The organism is Mycolicibacillus trivialis, assembly GCF_002102395.1.
Lineage (GTDB): Bacteria > Actinomycetota > Actinomycetes > Mycobacteriales > Mycobacteriaceae > Mycobacterium > Mycobacterium triviale.
Genome location: NZ_LQPZ01000012.1, coordinates 33,708 through 56,891, shown reverse-complemented (window position 1 = coordinate 56,891; position 23,184 = coordinate 33,708). Strand labels below are relative to the sequence as shown.

General features: G+C 69.0%; 19 protein-coding genes and 3 tRNA genes. 8 read left to right on the top strand and 14 right to left on the bottom strand.

Annotated elements, in window-relative coordinates:
• Positions 1-152: 152 nt before the first annotated feature.
• Together AWC30_RS03560 and AWC30_RS03555 are read left to right on the top strand one after the other, a co-directional pair.
• Positions 153-229: transfer RNA gene (locus tag AWC30_RS03560), tRNA-Arg, on the top strand.
• 66 nt (positions 230-295) lie between these two features.
• Positions 296-1,054 carry an enoyl-CoA hydratase gene (locus AWC30_RS03555; RefSeq protein ID WP_085108825.1) on the top strand — a complete coding sequence of 253 codons (759 nt, stop codon included), beginning with the start codon at positions 296-298 and terminating at the stop codon, positions 1,052-1,054.
• Here AWC30_RS03555 and AWC30_RS03550 read toward each other — a convergent pair.
• The 8 genes from AWC30_RS03550 to AWC30_RS03515 all read right to left on the bottom strand — a co-directional run bounded on the left by AWC30_RS03550 (position 1,051) and on the right by AWC30_RS03515 (position 10,747).
• The gene (locus AWC30_RS03550; protein ID WP_085108824.1) at positions 1,051-2,256 is read right to left on the bottom strand and encodes a dihydrolipoamide acetyltransferase family protein; all 1,206 of its coding nucleotides are present in this window, start codon (positions 2,254-2,256) and stop codon (positions 1,051-1,053) included. The two genes, AWC30_RS03555 and AWC30_RS03550, sit on opposite strands and share 4 nt — an antisense overlap.
• Positions 2,253-3,281, bottom strand: a complete 1,029-nt coding sequence (locus AWC30_RS03545) for an alpha-ketoacid dehydrogenase subunit beta (RefSeq protein WP_085108823.1) — start codon at positions 3,279-3,281, stop codon at positions 2,253-2,255. The genes AWC30_RS03550 and AWC30_RS03545 overlap by 4 nt, the downstream gene beginning before the upstream one ends.
• Entirely contained in the window at positions 3,278-4,378 is a 1,101-nt protein-coding gene (gene pdhA, locus AWC30_RS03540; protein ID WP_085108822.1) for a pyruvate dehydrogenase (acetyl-transferring) E1 component subunit alpha, read from the bottom strand. The genes AWC30_RS03545 and pdhA overlap by 4 nt, the downstream gene beginning before the upstream one ends.
• A gap of 180 nt (positions 4,379-4,558) precedes the next feature.
• The gene (locus AWC30_RS03535; protein WP_085108821.1) at positions 4,559-5,725 is read right to left on the bottom strand and encodes an acyl-CoA dehydrogenase family protein; all 1,167 of its coding nucleotides are present in this window, start codon (positions 5,723-5,725) and stop codon (positions 4,559-4,561) included.
• A complete protein-coding gene (locus AWC30_RS03530) occupies positions 5,725-7,743 on the bottom strand; it encodes an acetyl-CoA carboxylase biotin carboxylase subunit (RefSeq protein ID WP_085108963.1) in 2,019 nt (672 codons plus the stop codon). Before AWC30_RS03530 ends, AWC30_RS03535 begins: the two co-directional genes overlap by 1 nt.
• A 5-nt stretch (positions 7,744-7,748) precedes the next feature.
• Positions 7,749-9,323, bottom strand: coding sequence for a carboxyl transferase domain-containing protein (locus AWC30_RS03525; protein ID WP_085108820.1), 1,575 nt, complete (start codon positions 9,321-9,323; stop codon positions 7,749-7,751).
• On the bottom strand, positions 9,320-9,961 hold the full coding sequence (locus tag AWC30_RS03520) for a CoA transferase subunit B (RefSeq protein WP_085108819.1): 642 nt from the start codon (positions 9,959-9,961) through the stop codon (positions 9,320-9,322). Before AWC30_RS03520 ends, AWC30_RS03525 begins: the two co-directional genes overlap by 4 nt.
• Positions 9,962-10,000: 39 nt before the next feature.
• Positions 10,001-10,747 (bottom strand): CoA transferase subunit A, encoded by a 747-nt coding sequence (locus AWC30_RS03515; protein ID WP_085108962.1) that lies wholly within the window; start codon positions 10,745-10,747, stop codon positions 10,001-10,003.
• 80 nt (positions 10,748-10,827) lie between these two features.
• Here AWC30_RS03515 and AWC30_RS03510 point away from each other — a divergent pair, with 80 nt between their 5' ends.
• Together AWC30_RS03510 and AWC30_RS03505 are read left to right on the top strand one after the other, a co-directional pair.
• A complete protein-coding gene (locus tag AWC30_RS03510; protein WP_085108817.1) occupies positions 10,828-11,490 on the top strand; it encodes an SACE_7040 family transcriptional regulator in 663 nt (220 codons plus the stop codon).
• A gap of 21 nt (positions 11,491-11,511) precedes the next feature.
• Positions 11,512-12,264: a hypothetical protein gene (locus AWC30_RS03505; RefSeq protein ID WP_085108961.1), complete on the top strand. Its 753-nt coding sequence runs from the start codon at positions 11,512-11,514 to the stop codon at positions 12,262-12,264.
• On the opposite strand, the gene AWC30_RS03500 is transcribed toward AWC30_RS03505, so the two are convergent.
• Positions 12,239-13,513 (bottom strand): MFS transporter, encoded by a 1,275-nt coding sequence (locus AWC30_RS03500; RefSeq protein WP_085108815.1) that lies wholly within the window; start codon positions 13,511-13,513, stop codon positions 12,239-12,241. The genes AWC30_RS03505 and AWC30_RS03500 overlap by 26 nt on opposite strands.
• A gap of 118 nt (positions 13,514-13,631) precedes the next feature.
• On the opposite strand from AWC30_RS03500, the gene cmrA reads away from it, so the two are divergent.
• Positions 13,632-14,438 carry a mycolate reductase gene (cmrA, locus tag AWC30_RS03495; protein ID WP_085108813.1) on the top strand — a complete coding sequence of 269 codons (807 nt, stop codon included), beginning with the start codon at positions 13,632-13,634 and terminating at the stop codon, positions 14,436-14,438.
• A 1-nt stretch (position 14,439) separates the two neighbouring features.
• On the opposite strand, the gene AWC30_RS03490 is transcribed toward cmrA, so the two are convergent.
• On the bottom strand, positions 14,440-15,990 hold the full coding sequence (locus tag AWC30_RS03490; RefSeq protein WP_085108811.1) for a helicase HerA-like domain-containing protein: 1,551 nt from the start codon (positions 15,988-15,990) through the stop codon (positions 14,440-14,442).
• A 150-nt stretch (positions 15,991-16,140) separates the two neighbouring features.
• Here AWC30_RS03490 and orn point away from each other — a divergent pair, with 150 nt between their 5' ends.
• Entirely contained in the window at positions 16,141-16,776 is a 636-nt protein-coding gene (gene orn / locus AWC30_RS03485; RefSeq protein WP_085108809.1) for an oligoribonuclease, read from the top strand.
• Between the two features lie 36 nt (positions 16,777-16,812).
• A tRNA-His gene (locus AWC30_RS03480) sits at positions 16,813-16,885 on the top strand.
• 55 nt (positions 16,886-16,940) lie between these two features.
• Here the strand turns inward: AWC30_RS03480 and AWC30_RS03475 are convergent.
• The 3 genes from AWC30_RS03475 to AWC30_RS03465 form a co-directional block, all read right to left on the bottom strand.
• Positions 16,941-19,937 (bottom strand): MMPL/RND family transporter, encoded by a 2,997-nt coding sequence (locus AWC30_RS03475; RefSeq protein ID WP_234807922.1) that lies wholly within the window; start codon positions 19,935-19,937, stop codon positions 16,941-16,943.
• Positions 19,934-20,362: an MmpS family transport accessory protein gene (locus AWC30_RS03470; RefSeq protein ID WP_085108805.1), complete on the bottom strand. Its 429-nt coding sequence runs from the start codon at positions 20,360-20,362 to the stop codon at positions 19,934-19,936. Before AWC30_RS03470 ends, AWC30_RS03475 begins: the two co-directional genes overlap by 4 nt.
• 342 nt (positions 20,363-20,704) lie before the next feature.
• Positions 20,705-21,925, bottom strand: coding sequence for a L,D-transpeptidase (locus AWC30_RS03465; RefSeq protein WP_085108803.1), 1,221 nt, complete (start codon positions 21,923-21,925; stop codon positions 20,705-20,707).
• A gap of 169 nt (positions 21,926-22,094) precedes the next feature.
• Between AWC30_RS03465 and AWC30_RS03460 the strand changes: the two genes are divergently transcribed.
• A tRNA-Lys gene (locus AWC30_RS03460) sits at positions 22,095-22,167 on the top strand.
• A gap of 102 nt (positions 22,168-22,269) precedes the next feature.
• On the opposite strand, the gene AWC30_RS03455 is transcribed toward AWC30_RS03460, so the two are convergent.
• A complete protein-coding gene (locus AWC30_RS03455; protein WP_207568391.1) occupies positions 22,270-23,121 on the bottom strand; it encodes a glycoside hydrolase family 16 protein in 852 nt (283 codons plus the stop codon).
• Positions 23,122-23,184: the final 63 nt, after the last annotated feature.

Sequence of the window (23,184 nt, the reverse complement as noted above, 5' to 3'; positions counted from 1 at the left end):
CAACGCTAGCCGGATCGGGCCGGCCACGGGAGCCGATTGGCCGCTCCGGCGCGGGTGTGGCACGCCTCGAAGCCCCCGCGCCGAGCGTCGGCGGCCGGTCGGCACGGAACCGATTGGACGGCGGCTCCGTTGGATACACTGACCTGCGCCTTGCCCCCGTAGCTCAGCTGGATAGAGCGCGTGACTTCTAATCTCGTGGTCGCAGGTTCGAGTCCTGCCGGGGGTGCCACCAGGCGCAGGCCACTTCGGTTGCCGACCACGAAACCGCCAAGCACCGACGATGAAGGATGGTCCGATGAGCCGGTCAGATCTGGTGCTGTACTCGGTAACCGACCGCGTCGCGTTGGTCACCGTCAACGATCCGGATCGGCGTAACGCGGTCACCGGCGCCATGTCCGCACAGTTGCGGGCCGCGGTGGAACGCGCCGAGGCCGATCCGGGTGTGCACGCGGTGGTGGTGACCGGGGCGGGCAAGGCGTTCTGCGCGGGCGCGGACCTGTCGGCGTTGGGTGAGGCAGCCGAAGAAGGACTGCTGGCGCTCTACGACGGGTTCATGGCGGTCGGCGCCTGCACCCTGCCGACCATCGCCGCGGTGAACGGCGCTGCGGTCGGCGCGGGGCTGAACCTGGCGCTGGCCGCCGACGTGCGTGTCGCCGGACCGTATGCCCGATTCGACGCCCGCTTCCAGCAGTTGGGCCTGCACCCCGGCGGTGGGGCGACCTGGATGCTCCAGCGTGCCGTCGGGCCGCAGGTCGCCCGTGCGGCGCTGCTGTTCGGGATGGCCTTCGACGCCGAGGCCGCCGTGCGGCACGGGTTGGCGTTGAGCGTCGGCGAGGACCCGGTGGCCGCGGCGCTGGAGTTGGCGGCGGGACCCGCCTCGGCGCCGCGGGAGGTGGTGGTGGCGACCAAGGCCACCATGCGGGTGACCGCCAACCCCGGATCGGTCGACACCGACGCCCACAGCACGGCGATGCGCACCGAGTTGGGACCACAGGCGACCTCGGCGCGTTCGCCGGAGTTCGCCGAGCGGTTGGCCGCCGCGCGCCGCCGTTAGCTCCGCAGATCGTCGAGCGCGGCGTCGGCCGTCTCGATGAGCCCGGCCAGTTCGGTCAGGAAGCCGGCCGCCTGCGCCCCGTCGAGCACCCGGTGGTCGAAGACACACGTCACGGTCATCTGCGGCCGCGCCACCACCGCCCCGTCGACGACGGCCGGGCGCGGCTTGAGGCTCCCGACACCCAGGATCGCCGCCTCGGGCGGGTTGATCAGCGGTATGCCGCTGTCGACACCGAGTGCCCCGAAGTTGCTGACCGTGAACGTCGATCCGCTCAGCTGCGCTGGCGCGAGCGCACCGGCGCGGGCGTCGCCGACCAGCCGGTCCAGCGCATCGGCCAGCTCGCGGGTGGACTTGTCCTGGGCGTCGGTGAGCACCGGTACCAGCAGGCCGCGCGGCGCGGCCACCGCGATACCCAGATGCACGGCCCGGTGCCGGCGCACCTGCGCACCGCCGGCGGATTCGACCCACGTGGCGTTGACGGCGGGATGCCGGCCCAGCGCGAGCACGGTCAGGCGCAGCGTGAGCGCGAACGGGGTGATGGTCATGCCGTCGTCGTTCAGTTCCCGGCAGACCGCCAGTAGCCGGGTGCCGTCGACCTGCAGGCTCGCGGCCGCATCCGGGATCTCCCGGTGCGCCCTGGCCATCCGCTCGGCCATCACGGCGTGCACGCCGCGCACCGGCAACCCCTCACGGTCGTCGCCGGGCTGCCGGTCGGCGGCGGCCAGCACGGCTTCCCGGGTGACCACGCCGGCCGGCCCGGGCGGGACCGCCGCGAGATCGACCCCCAGATCGGCGGCCAGTTTGCGAACGGCCGGTTTGGCTTTGGCGCGGTGGTCGCCGGTCGCGACGGTGCGTCTGCTGGTATCGAAGCTGTCATCGGTGCCGTAACCCACCAGCACCGGGCGGCGGGGCGCAGCCTCGGCGGTGCCCGCTCCGGCGCCCTCGGTGGTGTCCGGATCGTCGGGAACCTCGATGCGGGCCAACAGGGTTCCGACCTCGAGCACCTCCCCCGGCGCGCCGCGCAACTCGGTGATCCGACCGGCGTACGGGCTGGGGATCTCCACCTCGGCCTTCGCGGTCTCCACCGTGCACAGCGGTTGGTTGAGGTCGACGTCGTCTCCGACCGCGACGTCCCACGAGGTGATGGTGACGTCGGTCAGCCCTTCGCCGAGATCGGGGACGAGGAACTCCCGGTCGGTCACGGCTGGTCCATCGCGCGCTGGGCGCAGTCGAGCAGCCGGTCCACGCCCGGAAGCCACAGTTTCTCCAGTCGGGCCGGCGGGTAGGGGGTGTCGAAACCGGTGGCGCGCAACACCGGTGACTCCAGTTCGTAGAACAGTTCCTCGGAGAGCCGTGCCGCCAACTCGGCGCCGTAGCCCAGTGTGCGCGGCCCCTCGTGCAGCACCACGGCTCGTCCGGTCTTGCGTACCGAGGCCACCACCGTCTCGAAGTCCAGCGGACTCAAGCTGCGCAGGTCGACGACCTCCAGGCTGGGCCCGTCCCCGCGTTCGGCGATGTCGGCGGCGGCCAGCGCGGTGGCCACGAGCCCGCCGTAGGTCAGCACCGTGACGTCGGCGCCGGCCCGACGGATCACCGCGCGCCCGATCGGCGGGCCCGGCACAGTGGTGTCGACGACCCCGGTGGACCAGTACCGGCGTTTGGGCTCCAGGTAGATCACCGGGTCGGGGAACTCGATCGCGTGGCGCAGCAGCCAGTAGGCGTCCGAGGGGGTCGACGGGGTCACCACCGTCAGCCCGGCGGTGTGCACCCAGTAGGTTTCGGTGGATTCCGAGTGGTGTTCGACGGCGCCGATCCCGCCGAAGGACGGGATGCGCACCGTCACCGGCATCGGCAGCTCACCGCGGGTACGCATCCGGTATTTGGCCAGGTGACTGACGATCTGGTCGAACGCCGGGTAGGAGAACCCGTCGAACTGCAACTCCGGCACCGGGATGAAACCGCGGATCGCCAGCCCGAGCGCGATGCCGATGATCCCGGACTCCGACAGCGGGGTGTCGAAACAGCGTTGTTCGCCGAAGGTCTCGGCCAGCCCGTCGGTGACCCGGAAGACCCCGCCGAGGGTGCCGACGTCCTCACCGAAGACCAGCACCCTCTGGTCGGCGCTCATCGCGTCGCAAAGGGCCCGGTTGATCGCGGCGACCATGGTCACGGTGGCCGCCGGGTCCGGTCCGCCGGTGTGCGTGGAGCGTTCCACGGTCTGGGTCATGTCCGGACCTCCCGTGCCAGCTCCTCGATCAACTCGGCGCGTTGGCGCGCCAACTCGGGGGTGATCTCCGCGTAGACGGCATCGAAGACGTCGGTGACCGGCGGGTCCGGCGCGCCGACCACCGCGTCGCGCAGTTCGGTGCGCAACGCCGCCGACCGCTCCGTCACCCGCGTCTGGAATTGCTCGGTCCACAGCCCGCGGCCCTGCAGGTAGGTGCGGTAGCGCGGCAGCGGATCCCGCGCGTTCCACCGCTCGACCTCCGATCGGGTGCGGTAGCGGGTCGGGTCGTCGGAGGTGGTGTGCGGGCCGAGCCGGTAGGTGACCGCCTCGATCAGCGTGGGCCCCTCCCCGCGGCGGGCCCGTTCGGCCGCCTCGGTCATCACCGCGTAACAGGCCAGCACGTCGTTGCCGTCGACGCGAACCCCGGGCATGCCGTAGCCGATGGCCCGGTGCGCGATCGACGGTCCACCGACCTGACGATCGACCGGCACCGAGATCGCCCACTGATTGTTCTGGACGTAGAACACGCAGCCGGCGCCGTAGACCGACGCCATGTTCAGTGCCGCGTGGGTGTCGCCTTGGCTGGTGGCGCCGTCGCCGAGGAAAGCGACTGTGGCCGAGTCCTCCCCCAGTCGCTGGGCGCCCATCGCCGCGCCCACCGCGTGCAGCGCCTGGGTGGCGATCGGGATGGCCACCGGCGCGCAGCGCCGTTCGGCGAATCCGCTGCCGCCGGTCCAACTGCCGCGGAACACCGGGATCAGCTCGTGCGCCTCGAAGCCTCGGGTCAAGAACACCCCGAGTTCGCGGTATTGCGGGAACAGCCAGTCGGTGTCGCGCAGCGCGGCGGCGGCCCCGACCTGTGCGGCCTCCTGGCCGCGGCACGGCGCCACCAGCGCCAACTCGCCCTGCCGTTGCAGGTTGACCAGTTCGGTGTCGACGTCGCGGGTGACGGCCATCAGCTCGTAGAGCCGCAGCAGCGTCGTGTCCGGCACCGTGCACCGGTAGCGCTCGGCGGCCGGTCCGCTGGCCGGGTTGCCGGCCGGGCCGATCAGCTGCACCGGGGTCACTTCGACGGTTGCCTCCGCGTTACCGCCCACGACCGCCTCCTTCGCCCTCGGCGCCGGCGACGGCGGGTCAGCGCAGCTCCGGAACCGCTTACATCCCGGGCCTGAGCTGCGCGTTCCGTTCGGATCGCCGCAGCACCGGCGCACAGTCCATTATGCCGTCGAGGCCGGACAGAACCGGGTGCCGCGCCGAGGCGGCCGGGCCGGCCGGGCTCAGGGCAGGCCCAGGGCGCGGGCGATGAGCATCAACTGCACCTCGGTGGTGCCCTCGCCGATCTCGAGGATCTTGCTGTCCCGGTAGTGCCGCGCCACCGGGTATTCGTTCATGAAGCCGTAGCCGCCGTGGATCTGGGTGGCGTCGCGGGCGTTGTCCATGGCCGCCTCGGAACTGACCATCTTCGCGATCGCGGCTTCCTTCTTGAACGGCTTGCCGGCCAACATCTTGGCGGCCGCGTCGTAGTAGGCCGTGCGGGCCACGTGGGCGCGCGCCTCCATGCGGGCGATCTTGAAGCTGATCGCCTGATAGGACCCGAGCGGTTGCCCGAACGAGTGGCGTTCACCTGCGTACTTGACGCTCTCATCGACGCAGCCCTGCGCGACGCCGGTGGCCAGTGCGGCGATCGCGATCCGTCCCTCGTCGAGGATGGACAGGAAGTTGGCGTAGCCGCTGCCGCGCTCGCCGAGCAGGTTCTCCGCCGGAACTCGTGCGTCGTCGAAGGTCAACGGGTGGGTATCGGAGGCGTTCCAGCCGACCTTGTCGTAGGCGGGTTCGACGATGAATCCGGGTGTGCCGTTGGGCACGATGATCGTGGAGATCTCCTTCTTTCCGCCCTCGCGGCTGCCGGTGACCGCGGTGACGGTCACCGCGGCGGTGATGTCGGTCCCGGAGTTGGTGATGAACTGCTTGCTGCCGTTGATGATCCACTCATCACCGTCCAGCCGTGCGGTGGTGCGGGTGCTGCCGGCGTCGGAGCCCGCGCCCGGTTCGGTGAGACCGAAGCCGACCAGTCGCCGGCCGGCCAGCAGGTCGGGCAGCCAGTGCTGTTTCTGCTCCTCGGTGCCGAAGCGGTAGATCGGCATCGCCCCCAGTCCGACCGCCGCCTCGAGCGTGATCGCCACGGATTGATCGATCTTGCCCAGTTCCTCGAGCGCGATGGCCAGGGCGAAGTAGTCGCCGCCCATCCCGCCGTACTCCTCGGGGAAGGGCAAGCCGAACAGGCCCATCGCGCCCATCTTGGCGACGATGTCGTAGGGGAAGCTGTGGTCGGCGTCGTGTTGTGCGGCGACCGGGGCCACCTCGCCGCGGGCGAATTCGGCGACGGTGTCCCGGAGTTCACGGTATTCGTCAGGCAGTTCGGCTGCCATCGCGTCGGTCGTCATCAGCCTTCGTCCTCACTGTCCGAGTTCTCTACTGCTCCCACGGGTTCGGCGTTCTCCTCCGGTGTCACCCGGGCGAGCACCTGGTCCACGCCGACCTGGTCGCCGACGGCGGCCAGTACCTCCACCCGGCCCGCCAGCGGCGCGGTCAGCGTGTGTTCCATCTTCATCGCCTCCACCACGATGACCGGTGTGCCTTCGTCGAGTTCCGCACCGCTTTCGGTGTGGACGGCGATGACGCTGCCCGGCATCGGGCTGACGATCTCGGCCTGTCGGGGGCCGGTGTCGCGCTGAATCCGCACGGCTTCGGCTTCCCGGACCATCCAGGTGCCGCGCTCGTCGGCGATCCACAGCCGATCGTCGGTGGCGCCCACCCGGTAATGCCGTCGCATCCCCGCCCACGCCACGCTGAATCCGTCGGCGTCGGCGACCGCGGCGGCACAGTGGATCTCGGTGTCCCCGACCTGGACGCGAGCCGAATCGGGAAGCCCCCAGACCGCGACGGTCTCCGAACGCAACGGGGTCTGCAGCCGGGTGCGCACCGGGGCCCGGTCCGTCAGCCGCCACCCGGTGGGCTGGGTCCACAGATCGTCTCCCGCCCGCCGCAGCAACCGGGTGTGCCGGTAGAGCGCGGCGGCGGCGAACACGTCATCGGGTGCCGGCGCCGGTTCGAAGTCGACCAGCCTCCGGTCGAGCAATCCGGTGTCGAGGTCGCCGGCGGCGACGCGCTCATCGGCCAGCAGGAACCGCAGGAACTCGACGTTGGTCTGAATCCCGAGGACGCGGGTCTGGCTCAACGCCCGGTCGAGTCGGGCGAGCGCCTGGTCGCGGTCGGCGCCGTGGGCGATGATCTTGCTCAGCATCGGGTCATAGTCGCTGCCGACCACGGTGCCCGGGCTCAGCGACGAGTCGACCCGGACGCCGGGCCCATCCGGTTCGGTGACGTCGAGCACCCGGCCGCCGGTGGGCAGGAACCCCCGGGCGGGGTCTTCGGCGTAGACGCGCGCCTCGATGGCGTGGCCGCGTAGCTCGATGTCCTGCTGGGCCAGCGTGATCTTCTCACCGGCGGCGACCCGCAGTTGCCACTCGACGAGGTCCAGGCCGGTGACGGCCTCGGTGACCGGGTGCTCGACCTGCAGACGGGTGTTCATCTCCATGAAGAAGAAGTCGTCGGGGCGGTCGGCCGAGACGATGAACTCCACCGTGCCGGCGCCCAGGTAGTCGACGCTGCGTGCGGTGTCGCAGGCGGCCGCACCGATGCGCGCGCGGGTGGCCGCGTCGAGCAGCGGTGAGGGCGCCTCCTCGATGACCTTCTGGTGGCGCCGCTGCAGACTGCATTCGCGTTCACCGAGGTGGATCACGCTGCCGTGGCCGTCGGCCAAGACCTGGACCTCGATGTGCCGGGGTCGCAGCACGAACCGTTCCAGGAACAGGGTGTCGTCACCGAACGCCGCCGCCGACTCCCGTCGCGCCCCGACGAGGGCGTCGGGCAACTGATCGGCTTCGGCCACCAGTCGCATGCCCTTACCGCCGCCACCCGCCGAGGGCTTCACCAGCACCGGGTAGCCGATCTCGGTTGCTGCGGCGATCAGGTCCGCGTCGCTGAGCCCGGGGCGGGCTACGCCGGGGACCGTCGGGACCCCGTAACCGTCGACCGTGGTCTTGGCTGCGATCTTGTCACCCATGATCTCGATGGCGCGGACCGGAGGTCCGACGAACACCAGGCCGGCGTCAACGCAGGCCGTCGCGAAATGCGGATTTTCCGAGAGGAATCCGTAACCCGGATGGATCGCCTGCGCACCGGTGGCGGCCGCGGCGTCGATCACCCGCGCGACGTCGAGGTAGCTGTGACGTGCCGGCGCCGGTCCGAGGTGGACGGCGGTGTCGGCCTCCCGGACGTGCCGGGCGGCGGCGTCGGCGTCGCTGTAGACGGCGACCGAGCGGATTCCCAACCGCCGCAGGGTACGGATCACCCGGACCGCGATCTCACCGCGGTTGGCCACGAGGACGGTGTCGAACATCGGGCTCACATCCGAAATACGCCGTAGGAGATCGGATCCAGCGGGGCGTTGGCGCACACGCCGAGTGCGAGTCCGAGGACTGTCCGGGTCTGGGCGGGGTCGATGACACCGTCGTCCCAGAGGCGTGCGGTCGAGTAGTACGGGTTGCCCTGGGCTTCGTACTGATCGCGGATGGGGGCCTTGAACGCCTCCTCGTCCGCGGGCCCCCACGGGGTTCCGGCGGCCTCGAGTTGGTCGCCGCGCACGGTGGCCAGCACCGACGCCGCCTGCTCGCCGCCCATCACCGAGATCCTCGCGTTCGGCCACATCCACAGGAAGCGCGGGGAATAGGCGCGCCCGCACATCGAATAATTGCCCGCGCCGTAGGAGCCGCCGATGACGACGGTGAGTTTGGGGACGCGGGCGCAGGCGACCGCGGTGACCATCTTGGCGCCGTGTTTGGCGATGCCGCCGGCTTCGTAGTCGCGGCCGACCATGAACCCGGCGATGTTCTGCAGGAACAGCAGCGGGGTGCTGCGTTTGTCGCACAATTCGATGAAATGCGCTCCCTTGACCGCGGATTCGCCGAAGAGCACGCCGTTGTTGGCGATGATGCCCACCGGATGGCCGTGGATCCGCGCGAAGCCGGTCACCAGGGTCTTGCCGTACTCGGCTTTGAACTCGTGGAACCGGCTGGCGTCGACCAGTCGGGTGATCACCTCGTGCACGTCATAGGGGACCCGGGAGTCCAGCGGGACGACGTCGTAGAGCTCGGTGGGCGGGTGGTCGGGTTCGACCGTGTCGTGGACCTCCCACGGGGCGGGCAGACGGGGGCCGAACGAGGAGACGATCGAGCGCACGATCCGCAGGGCGTGTTCGTCGTCGTCGGCGAGATGGTCGGTGACACCGGAGATCCGGGAGTGCATCTCGCCGCCGCCGAGTTCCTCGGCGGTGACGATCTCCCCGGTCGCGGCCTTGACCAGGGGCGGACCGCCCAGGAAGATCGTGCCCTGGTCACGGACGATGACGGCTTCGTCGCTCATCGCCGGGACGTAGGCGCCCCCGGCGGTGCAGGAGCCGAGCACCGCGGCGATCTGCGGGATGCCGCGGGCACTCATCGTCGCCTGGTTGTAGAAGATGCGGCCGAAGTGTTCCCGGTCGGGGAAGACCTCGTCCTGGCGGGGCAGGAACGCCCCGCCGGAGTCGACCAGGTACAGACACGGCAGGTGGTTGTGCAGCGCCACCTCCTGCGCGCGCAGGTGCTTTTTCACCGTGATCGGGTAGTAGGTACCACCTTTGACGGTCGCGTCGTTGGCGACGATGACGCATTCGCGTCCGGAGACCCGGCCGATGCCGGTGATGATCCCGGCCCCGGGGCATTCGTCGTCGTACATGCCGTCGGCGGCCAGCGGCGACAGTTCCAGAAACGGGCTGCCCGGATCCAGCAGCCGATCGACGCGGTCGCGCGGAAGCAGTTTGCCGCGGGCGATGTGGCGCTCGCGGGCGCGGTCGCTGCCGCCGCGGGCGACGGCCGCCAGCTTGCCGGCGAGTTCGTCGACCAGCCGGCGGTGTTCGTCCGCGGGGGTCGCCGCGCCGGTCATGACGGGACCGCGATGTGCAGTGGCGGCTCCGTTTTCGCGGCAACCTCCTCGGCGGTCACCCCGGGTGCCGTCTCGACCAGGGTCAGTCCGGTGTCGGTGACGTCGATGACCGCCAGGTCGGTGATGATGCGGTGCACACAGCCGGCTCCGGTGAGCGGCATGGTGCACCGGCGGACGATCTTCGGGTCCCCGGTGTTGGTGAGATGCTCCATCATGACGATCACCCGGCGGGCGCCGTGCACCAGATCCATCGCCCCGCCCATGCCCTTGACCATCTTGCCCGGGATCATCCAGTTGGCCAGGTCACCGGTCTGCGACACCTGCATGCCGCCGAGCACAGCGACGTCGAGGTGGCCGCCGCGGATGATGCCGAAGGAAGCCGAGGAACCGAAGAACGCGGCGCCCGCACCGACCGTGACCGTCTCCTTGCCGGCGTTGATCAGGTCGGCGTCGACCTCGTCGGGCCGCGGGTAGGGCCCGACGCCCAGGATTCCGTTCTCCGAATGCAGTACCACGGTCATCCCGTCGGGGATGTGGTTGGGCACCAAGGTGGGCAATCCGATACCGAGGTTGACGTACTGTCCGTCGGTGAATTCCGCGGCCACCCGGGCGGCGAGTTCATCGCGGCTCCATGCCACGGCGCCACCTCCTTCCGAACCCGGTCACGTCGGTCGCTGTCATGAGCGCACCGTCTCGCGCTCGATGCGTTTGACCGGATCGACTACGTGCACGACCCGGTCGACGAAAATGCCGGGGGTGTGCACGCGGGCCGGGTCGATCTCGCCGGGCTCGACCAGGTGCTCGACCTCGGCGATGGTGATCCGGCCCGCGGTGGCGCAGTCCGGGTTGAAGTTGGCGGCCGCCGCCCGATAGACCAGGTTGCCGTGGCGGTCACCGAGATACGCGTGTACCAGCGCGAAGTCGGTGCGGATCGCGTGTTCGAGAACATAGGTGCGGCCGTCGAATTCGCGGGTCTCCTTGGGCGGGGAGGCGAGCGCGACACCGCCCGATCCGTCGTAGCGCCAGGGCAATCCGCCGTCGGCGATCTGAGTCCCCACCCCGCTGGGCGTGTAGAAGGCGGGGATCCCGGCGCCACCTGCGCGCAGCCGTTCGGCCAGCGTGCCCTGCGGGGTCAGCTCCACTTCCAGTTCGCCGGCCAGGAACTGTCGCGCGAATTCCTTGTTCTCCCCGACATAGGAACTGACGGTGCGACGGATCCGCCCGGCTTCCAACAACAATCCCAGTCCTGCGCCGTCGACACCGCAGTTGTTCGACACGGTTTCCAGGTCGGTGACCCCGGCTTCCAGCAGTGCGGTGATCAACGCCTCGGGGATTCCGCAGAGTCCGAACCCGCCGACGGCCAACGATGCACCGTCGGGCACGTCGGCGACCGCCTCCGCCGCCGAAGCCACCACCTTGTCCAACGTCACGCTCTCCTCGCGGGTTAACAACGACTAACTGGTGGTATGTTAGCCATCATTAACTGACGTGTCTAGGAGTCGCGATGGCTGCCTCCGCACCGCCCGGCCGCCGCGCCGGGGCGGCCAAGGCGGGTCGGCGCACGCCACCGAAGCCCGACCGCCGCACCACGCTGCTGGCCGCCGCCGAGCGACTCATCGCCGAGCGCGGTTATCTGTCGGTGCGCCTAGAGGACATCGGGGCGGCCGCCGGGGTGAGCGGACCGGCGATCTACCGCCACTTCCCCAACAAGGAAGCGCTGCTGGTGGAGTTGTTGGTCGGGATCAGCACCCGCCTGCTCGACGGTGCCCGCGCGGTCGTCGCGCGCGGCGCGAGCCCGGCCACGACCCTGGAAGGCCTGGTCGACTTCCATCTCGATTTCGTGTTCTCCGAGCCTGACCTCATCCGCATCCAGGACCGCGATCTGGCCAACCTGCCCGCACCCGCCCACCGCCAGGTCCGGCGCGCGCAGCGCCACTACGTCGAGATCTGGGTCGCGGTGTTGCGCGAGTTGCAGCCCGCGGTCGCCGAGTCCGAGGCCCGCCTCATGGCGCATGCCGCGTTCGGCCTGCTGAACTCGACCCCGCACAGCATGAAGGCGCCGGGCGGTTCCCCGTCCGGCGGCCAGGGCGCCCGACCGCTGATGCGCGCGATGACGCTCGCGGCCTTGCGCAGCGGCTACGGTCGGCCGGCGCGGCCGCGCGGGTAGTCTGCCCCCCATGAGGTGGGCATGAGCGATCCGCGTTGGGGCGATGACGACGCCTGGGCCCGCCGCTCGCCGTACGGGTCCGAGCCCACTGCCGCCGATTACCCGCTCTACCCCGACCCGGCCTACGCCGGTCAGCACAACGTCCACAACCCCTACGCCGGTGGCTATTCACCGCCGGGTCCCGACCCCACCCGGCAGTTGCCCCGCCAACCACCCGAACAGCCACCCGCGCCGGAACCGCCCCGGCCGTCCCGGCCGTCGCGGGGCCTGTGGCTGTTGACCGGCGCCGCGGTCCTGCTGGTGGTGGCGTTGGTGATCGCGGTGCTGATCAGCAACGACTCCCGAACCGGACAGTCCGGGCCGGCGACGGCGGCCCCGACACTGACGCCCTCACCGCGTCTGCCCGCACCCCCGGCGCCCCCACGGCCCCGAACCCCGTCCCCGTCGCGCTCCCCCGCGCCGACACCGGGCACCACCACCGAGGCACCCACGCCGACCGCTCCCGGGGCGACATCGACGGTGGGCTACCAGGTCGGCGGGGAGGGTCGCGCGATCAGCATCGCCTACGTCGGGCCCGGCGGCGTGCTGCGCACCGAGTTCAGCGTGACGCTGCCGTGGAGCACCGAGGTCGCACTGGACTCCTCGGTCGCCAAGACCGCCATGGTGACGATCATCACCGCGGGCAACGGGGCCACCTGCACCCTCACCGTCGACGGCGCCCAGGTTCAGCAGCGCAGCGGGGCGTTCGTCACGATCTGCGCGAACGCCGGTTGATCCGCGCCGACGGGGCCCGCACCCGAAGCAGGCCCCCCAAGCCGGCCGCCAGCACCAGGCACAATCCCGCCAGACCGGCCCGGTCGGCGTGGAAGACATCGACGAACACCGAGAACAGCCACGGCGCCAGAAACGTCACCGCGCGACCGGTCATCGTGTAGAGCCCGAAGGCCACCCCCTCCATGCCGTCGGGCGCCATTCGCAGCAGCAGCGTCCGCGACGCGGATTGGGCCGGCCCGATGAACAAACACAGCACCAGCCCGCACACCCAGAACACGACCGGCCCGGAGAGTGCGAGCAGGGCCAGGCCGACCGCGATCATCACCGCCAATGACCCGACGATGATGGGCTTGGAGCCCACCCGGTCGTCGAGCAGGCCGCCGAGCACCGCCCCGATGGCCGCCACCACCGCGGCGCTTCCGCCGAAGAGCAGCACGTCCGCCGAGGAGATGCCGTACACGTTGACCCCGAGTACCGCGCCGAACGCGAACACACCGACCAGCCCATCCCGGTAGACCGCGCTGGCCAGCAGGAAGTAGACCAGGTTGCGGTCGCGACGCCACTCCCCGCGCAGGTCGGCCCAGAGCTTGCGGTAGCCGCCGAACAGCCCGTAGCGAGGCACCGGCGCGCCGGTGGAGCGGGGCCAGTGCCGGCCGGCCAGCAGCGGCAGCGCGAACGCCACCAGCCAGCCGGCGGCCAGCACCATCGCCATCCGCACGTTGTGGCCGTCGTGCGGTGACAGCCGCAGCAGGCCGCGGGTCGCCCCGTCCCCGGCGAAGAAGCCCAGATAGACGAGCAGCATCAACACCACCGCACCGGCATAGCCGGCGGCCCACCCGAACCCGGACACCCGCCCCGCGGTGAGCGGGGTGGAGACCTGCCGCAGCATGGCGTTGTAGGGCACCCCGGCCAGATCCACGCACGCCGCGGTCATCGCCAGCAGCGCCAGCCCCGGCACCAGGTAGCGCGGGTCGTCGCGGATAAGGCTCATCGTGCACGTCAGGGCCGCGGCCAGGCCGGTGAGCACCGCCAGCGCCGGCCGGCGCCGCTGCGGCGCCTCGACCCAGACCCCGATGACCGGTGCCAGCAGCGCCACCGAGAGTCCACCGATCGCCATCGCCCGGCCCAGCCAGCTGGCCGAGGCGGTGGCGCCCGGGTCGACCGCACCGACGGTTCCGGTCAGGTAGACCGAGAAGACGAACGTCACCACGATCGCGTTGAGGCCGGCGGCACCGCAGTCCCACAGCATCCAGGCCAGTACCCGTGAACGCAGCGCACCGCCCGTTGTCCGCGACCGGCCCGGTCGGTCCGGCGGTGATCCCGGGCTGCCCACGATGGGCACTGTAAACGCTGTCTACGATTGGCGCATGCCCGTTCCCGCTCCCAGCCCCGACGCCCGCGCCGTGGTCACCGGCGCCTCCCAAGGTATCGGCGAGGCGCTGGCCACCGAATTGGCCGCACGCGGTCACCATCTGATCATCACCGCCCGCCGCGGCGAGGTGCTGACGGCGCTGGCCGCCCGCCTCACCGACCGATACGGCGTGGAAGTCGAGGTGCGCCCGGTCGATCTGGCCGATCCGGCCGCCCGCGCCCCGTTCGTCGACGAACTGGCCGACCGCAACATCTCGATCCTGTGCGCCAACGCGGGCACCGCGACGTTCGGTCCGGTGTCCAAACAGGATCCGGCCGAGGAGCGGGGTCAGGTCCAGCTCAACGCGGTGGCGGTGCACGACTTGGTGTTGGCGGTGCTGCCCGGGATGCTTGAGCGTCGGGCGGGTGGAATCTTGATCTCCGGGTCCGCGGCGGGAAACTCCCCGATCCCCAACAACGCCACCTACGCGGCGACCAAGGCGTTCGCCAACACGTTCAGCGAATCGTTGCGCGGCGAGGTGCGCCGGTCCGGGGTGCACGTCACGGTGCTGGCGCCCGGCCCGGTGCGCGCCGAGACACCCGATCCCGCCGAGGCGTCACTGGTCGACAAGCTGGTCCCGGATTTCCTGTGGATCTCGGTGGAGCACACCGCGAAGCTGTCCCTGGATGCCTTGGAACGCAACAAGATGCGCGTCGTCCCCGGGGTGACGTCGAAGGCGATGTCGGTGGCCAGCCAGTACGCGCCGCGGGCGATCGTCGCACCGATCGTGGGCAGCTTCTACAAAAAGCTGGGCGGCGACTGAGCTAACGCTTGCGCTTGCCGGTGCCCATCATGCCGCGGGTGATCTCGCGTCCGACCACGGTGCCTGCCGACCGGGCGAAGCTCTTGGCGGCGGGGCTGCTGAGCAACTCCTTCCACCACTGCAGGAAGCGTTTCCACCAGCCGGGCTTCTTCGGCTCTCCGGCCGTCGGGGTGTCTTCCGACGACCCGTCCTGGACCAGTTTGCCTTTCAGGATCTCGTAAGCGGATTCCCGGTCGATGCTCTCGCCGTACTTGGCGTGCAGGGAACTGTCCTGGGCCGCACTGCGAATCGCGTCAGCCCCGATGGCGTCCATCAGCGAGCGCGGGGCGCGCAGCCGCGTCCAGGCGACCGGCGTGGGAGCGCCCCGCTCGGAGAGCACCGTGACCACCGCCTCCCCGATTCCGAGGGAGGTCAACGCCGACTCCAGGTCGTAGATCTTGGTCTTCGGGTAGGTGCGCACCGTCTTGGTGAGCGCCTTCTGATCGTCGGGGGTGAAGGCACGCAACGCGTGCTGCACCCGCGCCCCGAGCTGGGACAGCACCGCGTTGGGCACATCGGTGGGCAGCTGGGTGCAGAAGAACACCCCCACCCCCTTGGAGCGGATCAGCTTGACGGTCTGCTCCACCTGGTCGAGGAACGCCTTGGAGGCGTCGCTGAACAGCAGGTGCGCTTCGTCGAAGAAGAAGACCAGCTTGGGTTTGTCGACATCGCCGACCTCGGGCAACAGGGTGAACAGGTCGGCGAGCACCCACATCAAGAAGGTGGAGAACAGCACCGGGCGGGCGGCCTGGTCCCCGAGTTCGAGCAGGGTGATGACCCCGCGGCCCTGCTCGTCGACGCGGAGCAGGTCTTCGGGGTCGAGTTCGGGCTCCCCGAAGAAGGTGTCCGCCCCCTCGGCCTCGAGGTTGATCAGGGCCCGCAGGATCACTCCGGCGGTGGCGGTGGACACCGCGCCCAGTGCCTTGAGGTCGGCTTTGCCCTCGTCGCTGGTGAGGTGGGTGATCACCGCGCGCAGATCTTTCAAATCCAGCAGCGCCAGCCCCTGCTGGTCGGCCCAGTGGAAGATCAGCCCGAGCGTCGACTCCTGAGTAGCGTTGAGCCCCAGCACCTTCGACAGCAGAATCGGTCCGAAGCTGGAGATCGTGGCACGCACCGGCACCCCGATCCCGTCGGTTCCCAGCGACAGGAACTCCACCGGGTAGGCGGTCGGCTCCCAGGAGTCGCCGGTGTCGTCGCTGCGCTCGGTGATCTTGTCGTTGCCGGTCCCGGCGCGCGCCAGCCCGGACAGGTCGCCCTTGATGTCGGCCATCAACACCGGGACGCCGGCCGCCGAGAGCTGCTCGGCCATGACCTGCAGCGTCTTGGTCTTACCGGTGCCGGTGGCGCCGGCGATGAGGCCGTGCCGGTTGACGGTGGCCAGCGGAATGCGGACCTGGGCCTGCGGGTCGGCGGCGCCGTCGATGACGACGGCACCCAACTCCAGCGCCTGCCCGCCGACGCTGTAGCCGGCGGCGATCTCCTGCGCTGGGGTGTCTGTCGATTTCGTACCCATGGAACCGCGTGTCCTTCGCTGTCTCGAAACTCGGAGGTGGGGGTCCTCAGCCCCTGGGCGTCGGGTCAGCCCCACGTTCAGCAGCTCAGATTACTTGGCCGCTTACCGCGCGCGGCAGCCAGCGGCTAACGTGGGCCTACTGTGAGTGCTGTGCGCGATGAGCTGGTGTGGATCGACTGCGAGATGACCGGACTCGATCTGGGCTCCGACAAACTGATCGAGATCGCTGTCGTGGTCACCGACGGGGACCTGAACCCGGTGGACGACGGCATCGACATCGTGATCCACGCCGAAGACGCGGCCCTGGATTCGATGATCGACGTGGTCACCGAGATGCACACCCGGTCGGGGCTGATCGAGGAGGTGCGGGCGGCCACCGTCGACGTGCCGACGGCGGAGAACATGGTGCTCGACTACCTGCGTCGGCATGTGAAGCAGGCCAAGACGGCTCCGCTCGCCGGCAACTCCATCGCTACCGACCGCGGGTTCATCGCTCGTGACATGCCGGCGCTGGACGCGTTCCTGCATTACCGGATGATCGATGTGAGCTCGATCAAGGAACTGTGCCGGCGCTGGTACCCGCGGATCTACTTCGGTCAGCCGGCCAAGGGGCTGGCGCACCGGGCCCTGGCCGACATCCACGAGTCGATCCGTGAACTGCAGTACTACCGGCGTACCGCGTTCGTCGCCCCGCCGGGGCCGTCGACCAGCGAGATCGCCGCGGTCGCGGCGGAGTTGGGTGGCGGCGACCACACCGATTCGGCTGCCGAGAACCTCAGCGGCTAGTATCGGGGGGCTGCCACCGGCCGGTCGGCAGCGATGGTGGCTGTAGTTCAGTTGGTAGAGCACCAGGTTGTGATCCTGGGGGTCGCGGGTTCGAGCCCCGTCAGCCACCCCGATAGGCGCGGTCGCCCAGTCGGCCGCTGAACGTGACGTTTTCTCCGGCGTGGTCACCGAGGTCGGCTGGGAGACTCCGTCGGCGCGGTGTCCACTTCCTCCGCTCGGTCGGGATCGCCGATGTCCGCGGCGAACGATCCTCCGCTGTACTCCCCGAGTAGCAGCCGCACCGCCGACCGCGTCCCATAAGGTTGCAGCATCGCGCTGGCCGGGCGAGGGCGCACGATCTGCGGCCACCAGAACCAGCGGCCCAGCAACGTCGCCATCGAAGGGGTCATCAGCGAGCGCACGATCAAGGTGTCGAACAACAGACCGATACCGATCGTGCTACCCGCCTGGCCGATCGAGGTCAGGTCGCTGGCCAGCATCGACATCATCGTGAACGCGAACACCAGCCCGGCGGCGGTCACCACCCCCCCGGTGCCGGCCATCGAGCGGATGATCCCGGTCTTCAATCCGGCGTGGATCTCCTCCTTGAACCGGGAGACCAGCAGCAGGTTGTAGTCCGAGCCGACCGCGAGCAGCACGATCACTCCGAACACCGGGGTGATCCAGTTCAACTCCAGTCCCACGATGTGCTGCCAGAACAGCACCGAGAGGCCGAAGGCTGCGCCCAGCGACAACAGGACCGTACCGACGATCACCAGGGCGGCCACCAGGGATCGGATGATGACCAGCATCACGATGAAAATCAAGGTGACCGCAGCCAACCCGACGAGCAGGAGGTCGTAGGTCGAGCCGGTTTGGATGTCGTTGTAGATGGCGGCCGTGCCGGTCAAGTAGAACTTCGCATCGGCTAGGGGCGTTCCCTTGACGGCATGCCGGGCGGCCTCCAGTTCCGGTACGACCGCGGCGATGCCGGCCGGAGTCGCCGGCTCCTGTTCCAAAGTGACGAAGAATCGGGCCGCCTTGCCGTCCGGCGACAGGAAGATCTCCAGACCACGTTGGAAGTCCGGGTTGTCGAAGGCTTCCGGCGGCAGGTAGAAGTAGTCGTCGTTTTTGGCCGCGTCGAACGCTTGGCCCATCGCCGCGGCGGTATCGGTCATCCGCTCCATCTGCTTGACCAGCCCGTCGAAACTGCTGTGCAGCGTCAACAGCGAGCCCCGCATGCTCTTGGCCGCCACGATCATCGGGGCGAACTCGTCGGTCATCTGCCGCATCGCGGTGACCATCTGCGGCATCACAGTGTCCATCGTGTTCATGTCGCCGATCAACCGGTCCATGTCCTCGGTGAACTTGTCGACGCTGTCGAAGGCTTCGAAGACCGAGCGGGTCGACCAGCACAGCGGGATGTCGGCGCAGTGCGGCTCCCACACCAGGTAGTTGCGCACCGGACGCCAGAACTCGTCGAAATCGGCGATCCGGTCCCGCATCTCCTCAATGGTGCCGGCCATCGTGCCCATGTTCCTGGTCATGCTGCCGGTCGTATCGCTCATCGTCTGGGCGGTGTCGTTCGTCGTGCGCATCAACGACTGCATGCGCTCCATCGAATCGATCATGGTGCCCAGGTCGTCGCTCACGGTGAGCATGTCGCCCATCCGGTCCCGCATGAACTGCAGGTTCGCCGTGATCGGAATGGACTGCATGCTGATCTGGAACGGAATGGAGCTGTGTTCGATGGGTCCGCCGAGCGGCCGGGTGATGCTCTGCACCCGTGCGGTGCCGGGCAGGCGGAAGATCTCCTTGGCGATCCGATCCAAGACGATCATGTCGCTGGGGTTGCGCATGTCGTGGTCCGACTCGACCATCAAGATGTCGGGATTCAGCCGAGCTGCCGAAAAGTGCTTCTCCGCGGCGTCGTAGCCGACGTTGGACGGCAGGTCCGAAGGGATGTAGTAGCGGTCGTTGAAGCTGATCTTCATGGTCGGCATGATCGCGAAGCCGACGATGACGGTCAGCAGCGACGCGGCGAAAACCGGCGCCGGCCACCGCACATTGGCGGTGCCGATCCGCCGCCAGCGCCGGGTGCGCATCGTCCGTTTGGGTTCCAGCAGACCGAATTTGGCGCCCAGGGCCACCACCGCCGGCCCAGCGGTCATCGCCCCGGCGATTACCACCAGCATGCCCAGTGCGGACGGCAGGCCGAGGGTCTTGAAGTAATCGAGCCGGGCCAGATGCAGGCACGCGGTTGCCCCGGCGATCGTCAGGCCGGACCCGACGATGACGTGCGAGGTGCCGCGGATCATCGTGTAATACGCGGTCTCCGGGTCCTCGCCGGCTCGGCGGGCCTCCTGGTAGCGGCCGATCAGAAAGATCGCATAGTCGGTGCCCGCCGCGATCGCCAACGATGACAGCAAAGCGACCACGAACGTGGAGAAGCCCAACAGGCCGATGTCGCCCAGCAATGCGACAAGGCCACGGGCGGTACCCATTTCAACGCCGACCATCACCAGAGCAACCAACGTCGTGCTGATCGACCGGTAGGTGAACAGCAACATGATGATGATGACCACGCCGGTGACGCCCATCATCGTGAACATGCTCTTGTCGGCGGCCTCGGTCATGTCCGCGGTGAGCGCGGCTGGGCCGGTCACATGCACGTTGACCCCGTCAGGCGGCGACTGCTCGGCAACGATCTCCCGAACCGCGTCCACCGACGCGATGCCCTCGGTGCTGCCCTGGTTGCCCGCGACGTTGAGTTGGACGTAGGCGGCCTTGCCGTCGGCGGATTGCACGCCGCCCGCGGTGACCAGGTCCCCCCACAGGTCGTGCACATGCTGCACGTGACGGGTGTCGGCTTCCAGCCGCTGCACCAGATCGTCGTAGTACCGTCGGGCGTCCGCGCCGAGTTCCGTATCGCTTTCCAGGACGATCATGACGATGCTGTCGGAATCGGATTCCTCGAACTTGGCACCGATCTCCTTGGCGGCGATCACTGCCGGGGCGTCGTCCGGTGACATCGACACCGCGTGCTCGCGGGCCACCACCTCGATCTGCGGCACGAACACGTTGACCGCCACGGTCAGCAGCACCCAGAACAGCAGAATCGGCAGCGCCAGTGCGCGCATCGTGCGCATCAGCCTCGACGGCGGTTTTCCGATGTTGCTCATGCGGCTTTCACCAGGCAGAAGGTTTGGGCATGGTGGCCGACGGAATTCTGCTCGTCCTGTACCGCACCGTTGACCGTGATCCGACAGCCGATGCTGTCGCTGTCGCCTTGGGCGACCAGGTGTGCGACAACCACCGGCAACGTCGTGGTCAGTGCGTGCGTCCAGGGCAATCCGGCGAACCGGGCTTGCCGAGTGTCGGAGCCCTCGTCGAGATAGCTGACTGCACCGACGGTGTTCGGCGGCCCGAAGATCTCGTAGACGACGTGTTTGACGTTGACCGACACGATCGCCTCCGTGCCAGTGGGCTGGATGAAGATCTCGTCCGAGCCGAAGACACCGCGGAAGTGCAGGACACCCAGCCCGCCGAGAATCGCAGCCGCCACGACGGTGACCACCACCCACGCTCGTTTGAGGACGGTAAGAATGGCGGACCCCTTCCCTCAACGCCTTCCATCCGACAGTTGGCGCTTCCCATGTCACCGCGGTGCGGCACCCGAATTATACCCCTGGGGGTATTATCAGGCAATCGGTGCGGCACTCGACGGCGCAGAACTGCCCGCGGGTACGGAAGGGATGGACGGCGCCACTCGGCCGGTGGCACCGGACCGGAGCTCGGCGTGGAGCCCCGGCCGGCTTCGATACGATTACGTCACCGGTGGGTAGACCGTGAGCTCACCGGGTTGCTATCCCTGAAATCGACGTCCCAGCGGGCTCAGAGCCCCGTTTTGGGCAATAAACCGCCGCTACCGCGTCGATTTCAGGGACGTTCAGGCGTTGGCGTTGCCGGCCGACCACTGCGACCAGGGGATGTTCCAGTCCCCCAGCCCGTCGGTGCCAGACAGGGTGCCGCCCACGGTGTTGACCACCTTGACCACGTCGCCGCGCTTGAAGTGGTCGTAGAACCAGCGCGCGTCGTTCGGGCTGACGTTGAGGCAGCCGTGGCTGGTGTTGGTGTTGCCCTGCGCGCCGACCGACCACGGCGCGGAGTGCACGTAGATGCCGCTGTAGGACATCTGGGTCGCCCAGTTGACGTCGGTGCGGTAGCCGTCCGGGGAGTTGACCGGAACACCGTAGGTCGAGGAATCCATCACCAGGTGCTCGAACCGGTCGCCGATGATGTAGGTGCCGTTGTCGGTGGGGGTGCTGTCCTTGCCCATCGAGGTCGGCATCACCTTGGCGACCTCGCCGTTGATGCGCACCGTGATCATCTTGGTCTTGTCGTCGGCGGTGGCGACGACCTCGTCACCGACGGTGAACTGGGTGCTCGCGCTGTCCTGCCCGAACACGCCGTCGCCGAGGTCGACGCCGTAGGTCTTGGCCTCCACCGTCACCTTGGTGCCCGGTTTCCAGAAGTTCTCCGGTCGCCAGCGCAGTTCCCGGTTGTTCAGCCAGTAGAAGGCGCCTTCGACCGGTGGGTCGGTGGTGACCGTCACCGCCTCCTCGGCCGCCTTCCGGTCCCCGATGTTCTCGTCGAAGCGGATGATCACCGGCTGACCGACACCGACGACCTCACCGCGGTTGGGCATCGCGTAGGGCATCGCCAGGTTCGCCGGCGAGTGAGTCCGGAAGCTCAGGTTCTTGCTGGACTCTCCCGCCAGACCCAGCGCGGTCGCCTTCACCGAGTAGCGCTTGTTGTAGCCGAGCGGCTCGGTGGTCGACCAGCCCAGGCCGTCGTCGCTGAGTTTGCCCTCGACCTGCTTGCCGTACTCGTTGACCATGCTGACCGAGTCCAGGACGCCGTCCTCGGCTTTGACCGTCACCGGAGTGTCCACCGCGACGCCGACCGCGCCGTCCTTCACCGACGCGGTCAGTTTCGGGATCAGCAGGTCGTCATACGGGGTGCCCTTGTCGGCGATGATCTCCAGCGGCGCCGGAGCGGATTCACCGCCGCACGCACTGAGGCCGAACACCACGGCCGGGACCATCAGCAAAGTGACCAAACAGGACCGAACGCGGCGCGAACGCGCCCCCGCAACGACCTGCCCCATGACGTGCTTTCCCTTCACGCTCGCTGTGAGCGACACCGAATCGGAATTCCCCCGCCCCAGTCTAGAGGGGTGAGCGTCCCTGCGGCGACAACGTTGTCGCGGCGACCGGGTGTGCCGTACGCGGCGGATTTCGCAGCGCGGCGGAATGCCTGTTATTCTCGCACAGCCTGCGCCGTTAGCTCAGTTGGTAGAGCAGCTGACTCTTAATCAGCGGGTCGAAGGTTCGAGCCCTTCACGGCGTACAAGCGAAATCCCCTGCCATCACCATGGCAGGGGATTTTTGCTGTGCCGGGCGCGCGGCCCGGGCCGGAAGTGATTGTTGTCACTGTCGGCCCGGCGCGCCGCTAGAAGACCCGCACCCAGTCGACGAGCATCTCCGCCGGGTAGTCACCGCCGGCCGGGTCCCCGCCCCCGGACCCGGCGACCGCCAGGTTCAGCACCGGGAACATGGTGTAGCCGGGGTTGTTGAACGGCCATTCCTCGATCGAGAACGCCGGCACCTCGAAGTAGGGTTTCTTGCCCGGCGCGTAGTCCTGCCAGAAGTACAGCCCCTGCTCGTTCCAGGTGACCCGCCAGGTGTGCCAGTCGCTGTCGACCGGGTAGGGGTGGGTCGCGTACGAGGTGCCCCACGGGTTGGCGTGCACGGTGGTGCCCGACGGCCACTCCCCGTTGCCGTACCACTCCATCAGGTCGATCTCGCCGCCGACCTTGGGGTCGTCGTTGTTGGACAGCCACCACGCCGGCCAGCAGCCCGCGGTCAGGCAGTTGAGCTTGATCCGGGCTTCCCAGGTGGTGCCGATGCCGCCGCGCCAGGGGCTCTGGACCTTGCCGCTGACGTACTTGCCGTCGTCGTTGCGGGTCGCGCGGATCACCAGGTTGGAGTTGCCGTCCACGAAGACGTGGTTACGGTCGTCGCGGTACTGGCCCATGTTCTCCGGGCGGTCCCAGAACACCGGGTTCTTGATGGTCTCCCGGGCGGTGGCCACCTGCCACTTCGCCGGGTCCGGAGCCGAACCGGCCTCCCCGTCGAACTCGTCGAAGAACAGCAGGGCCGGGGCGGCACCGGCCGGCTCCGCGGGCAGCGGACCCCGGGGGGCCTGCGGGCGCGTCGGGCTGGCCTGCGCGGACGGGGCGGCCAACGCGCCGGCGGACAGCAGGCCGAGGCCGGACATCAGCATCATGTTGCGACGGTTCATCTCTTGCACAGCTAGACCATAAAGCCTGTCGGGCCGGATCGCTCAATGCGGGTGGGTTTCCGG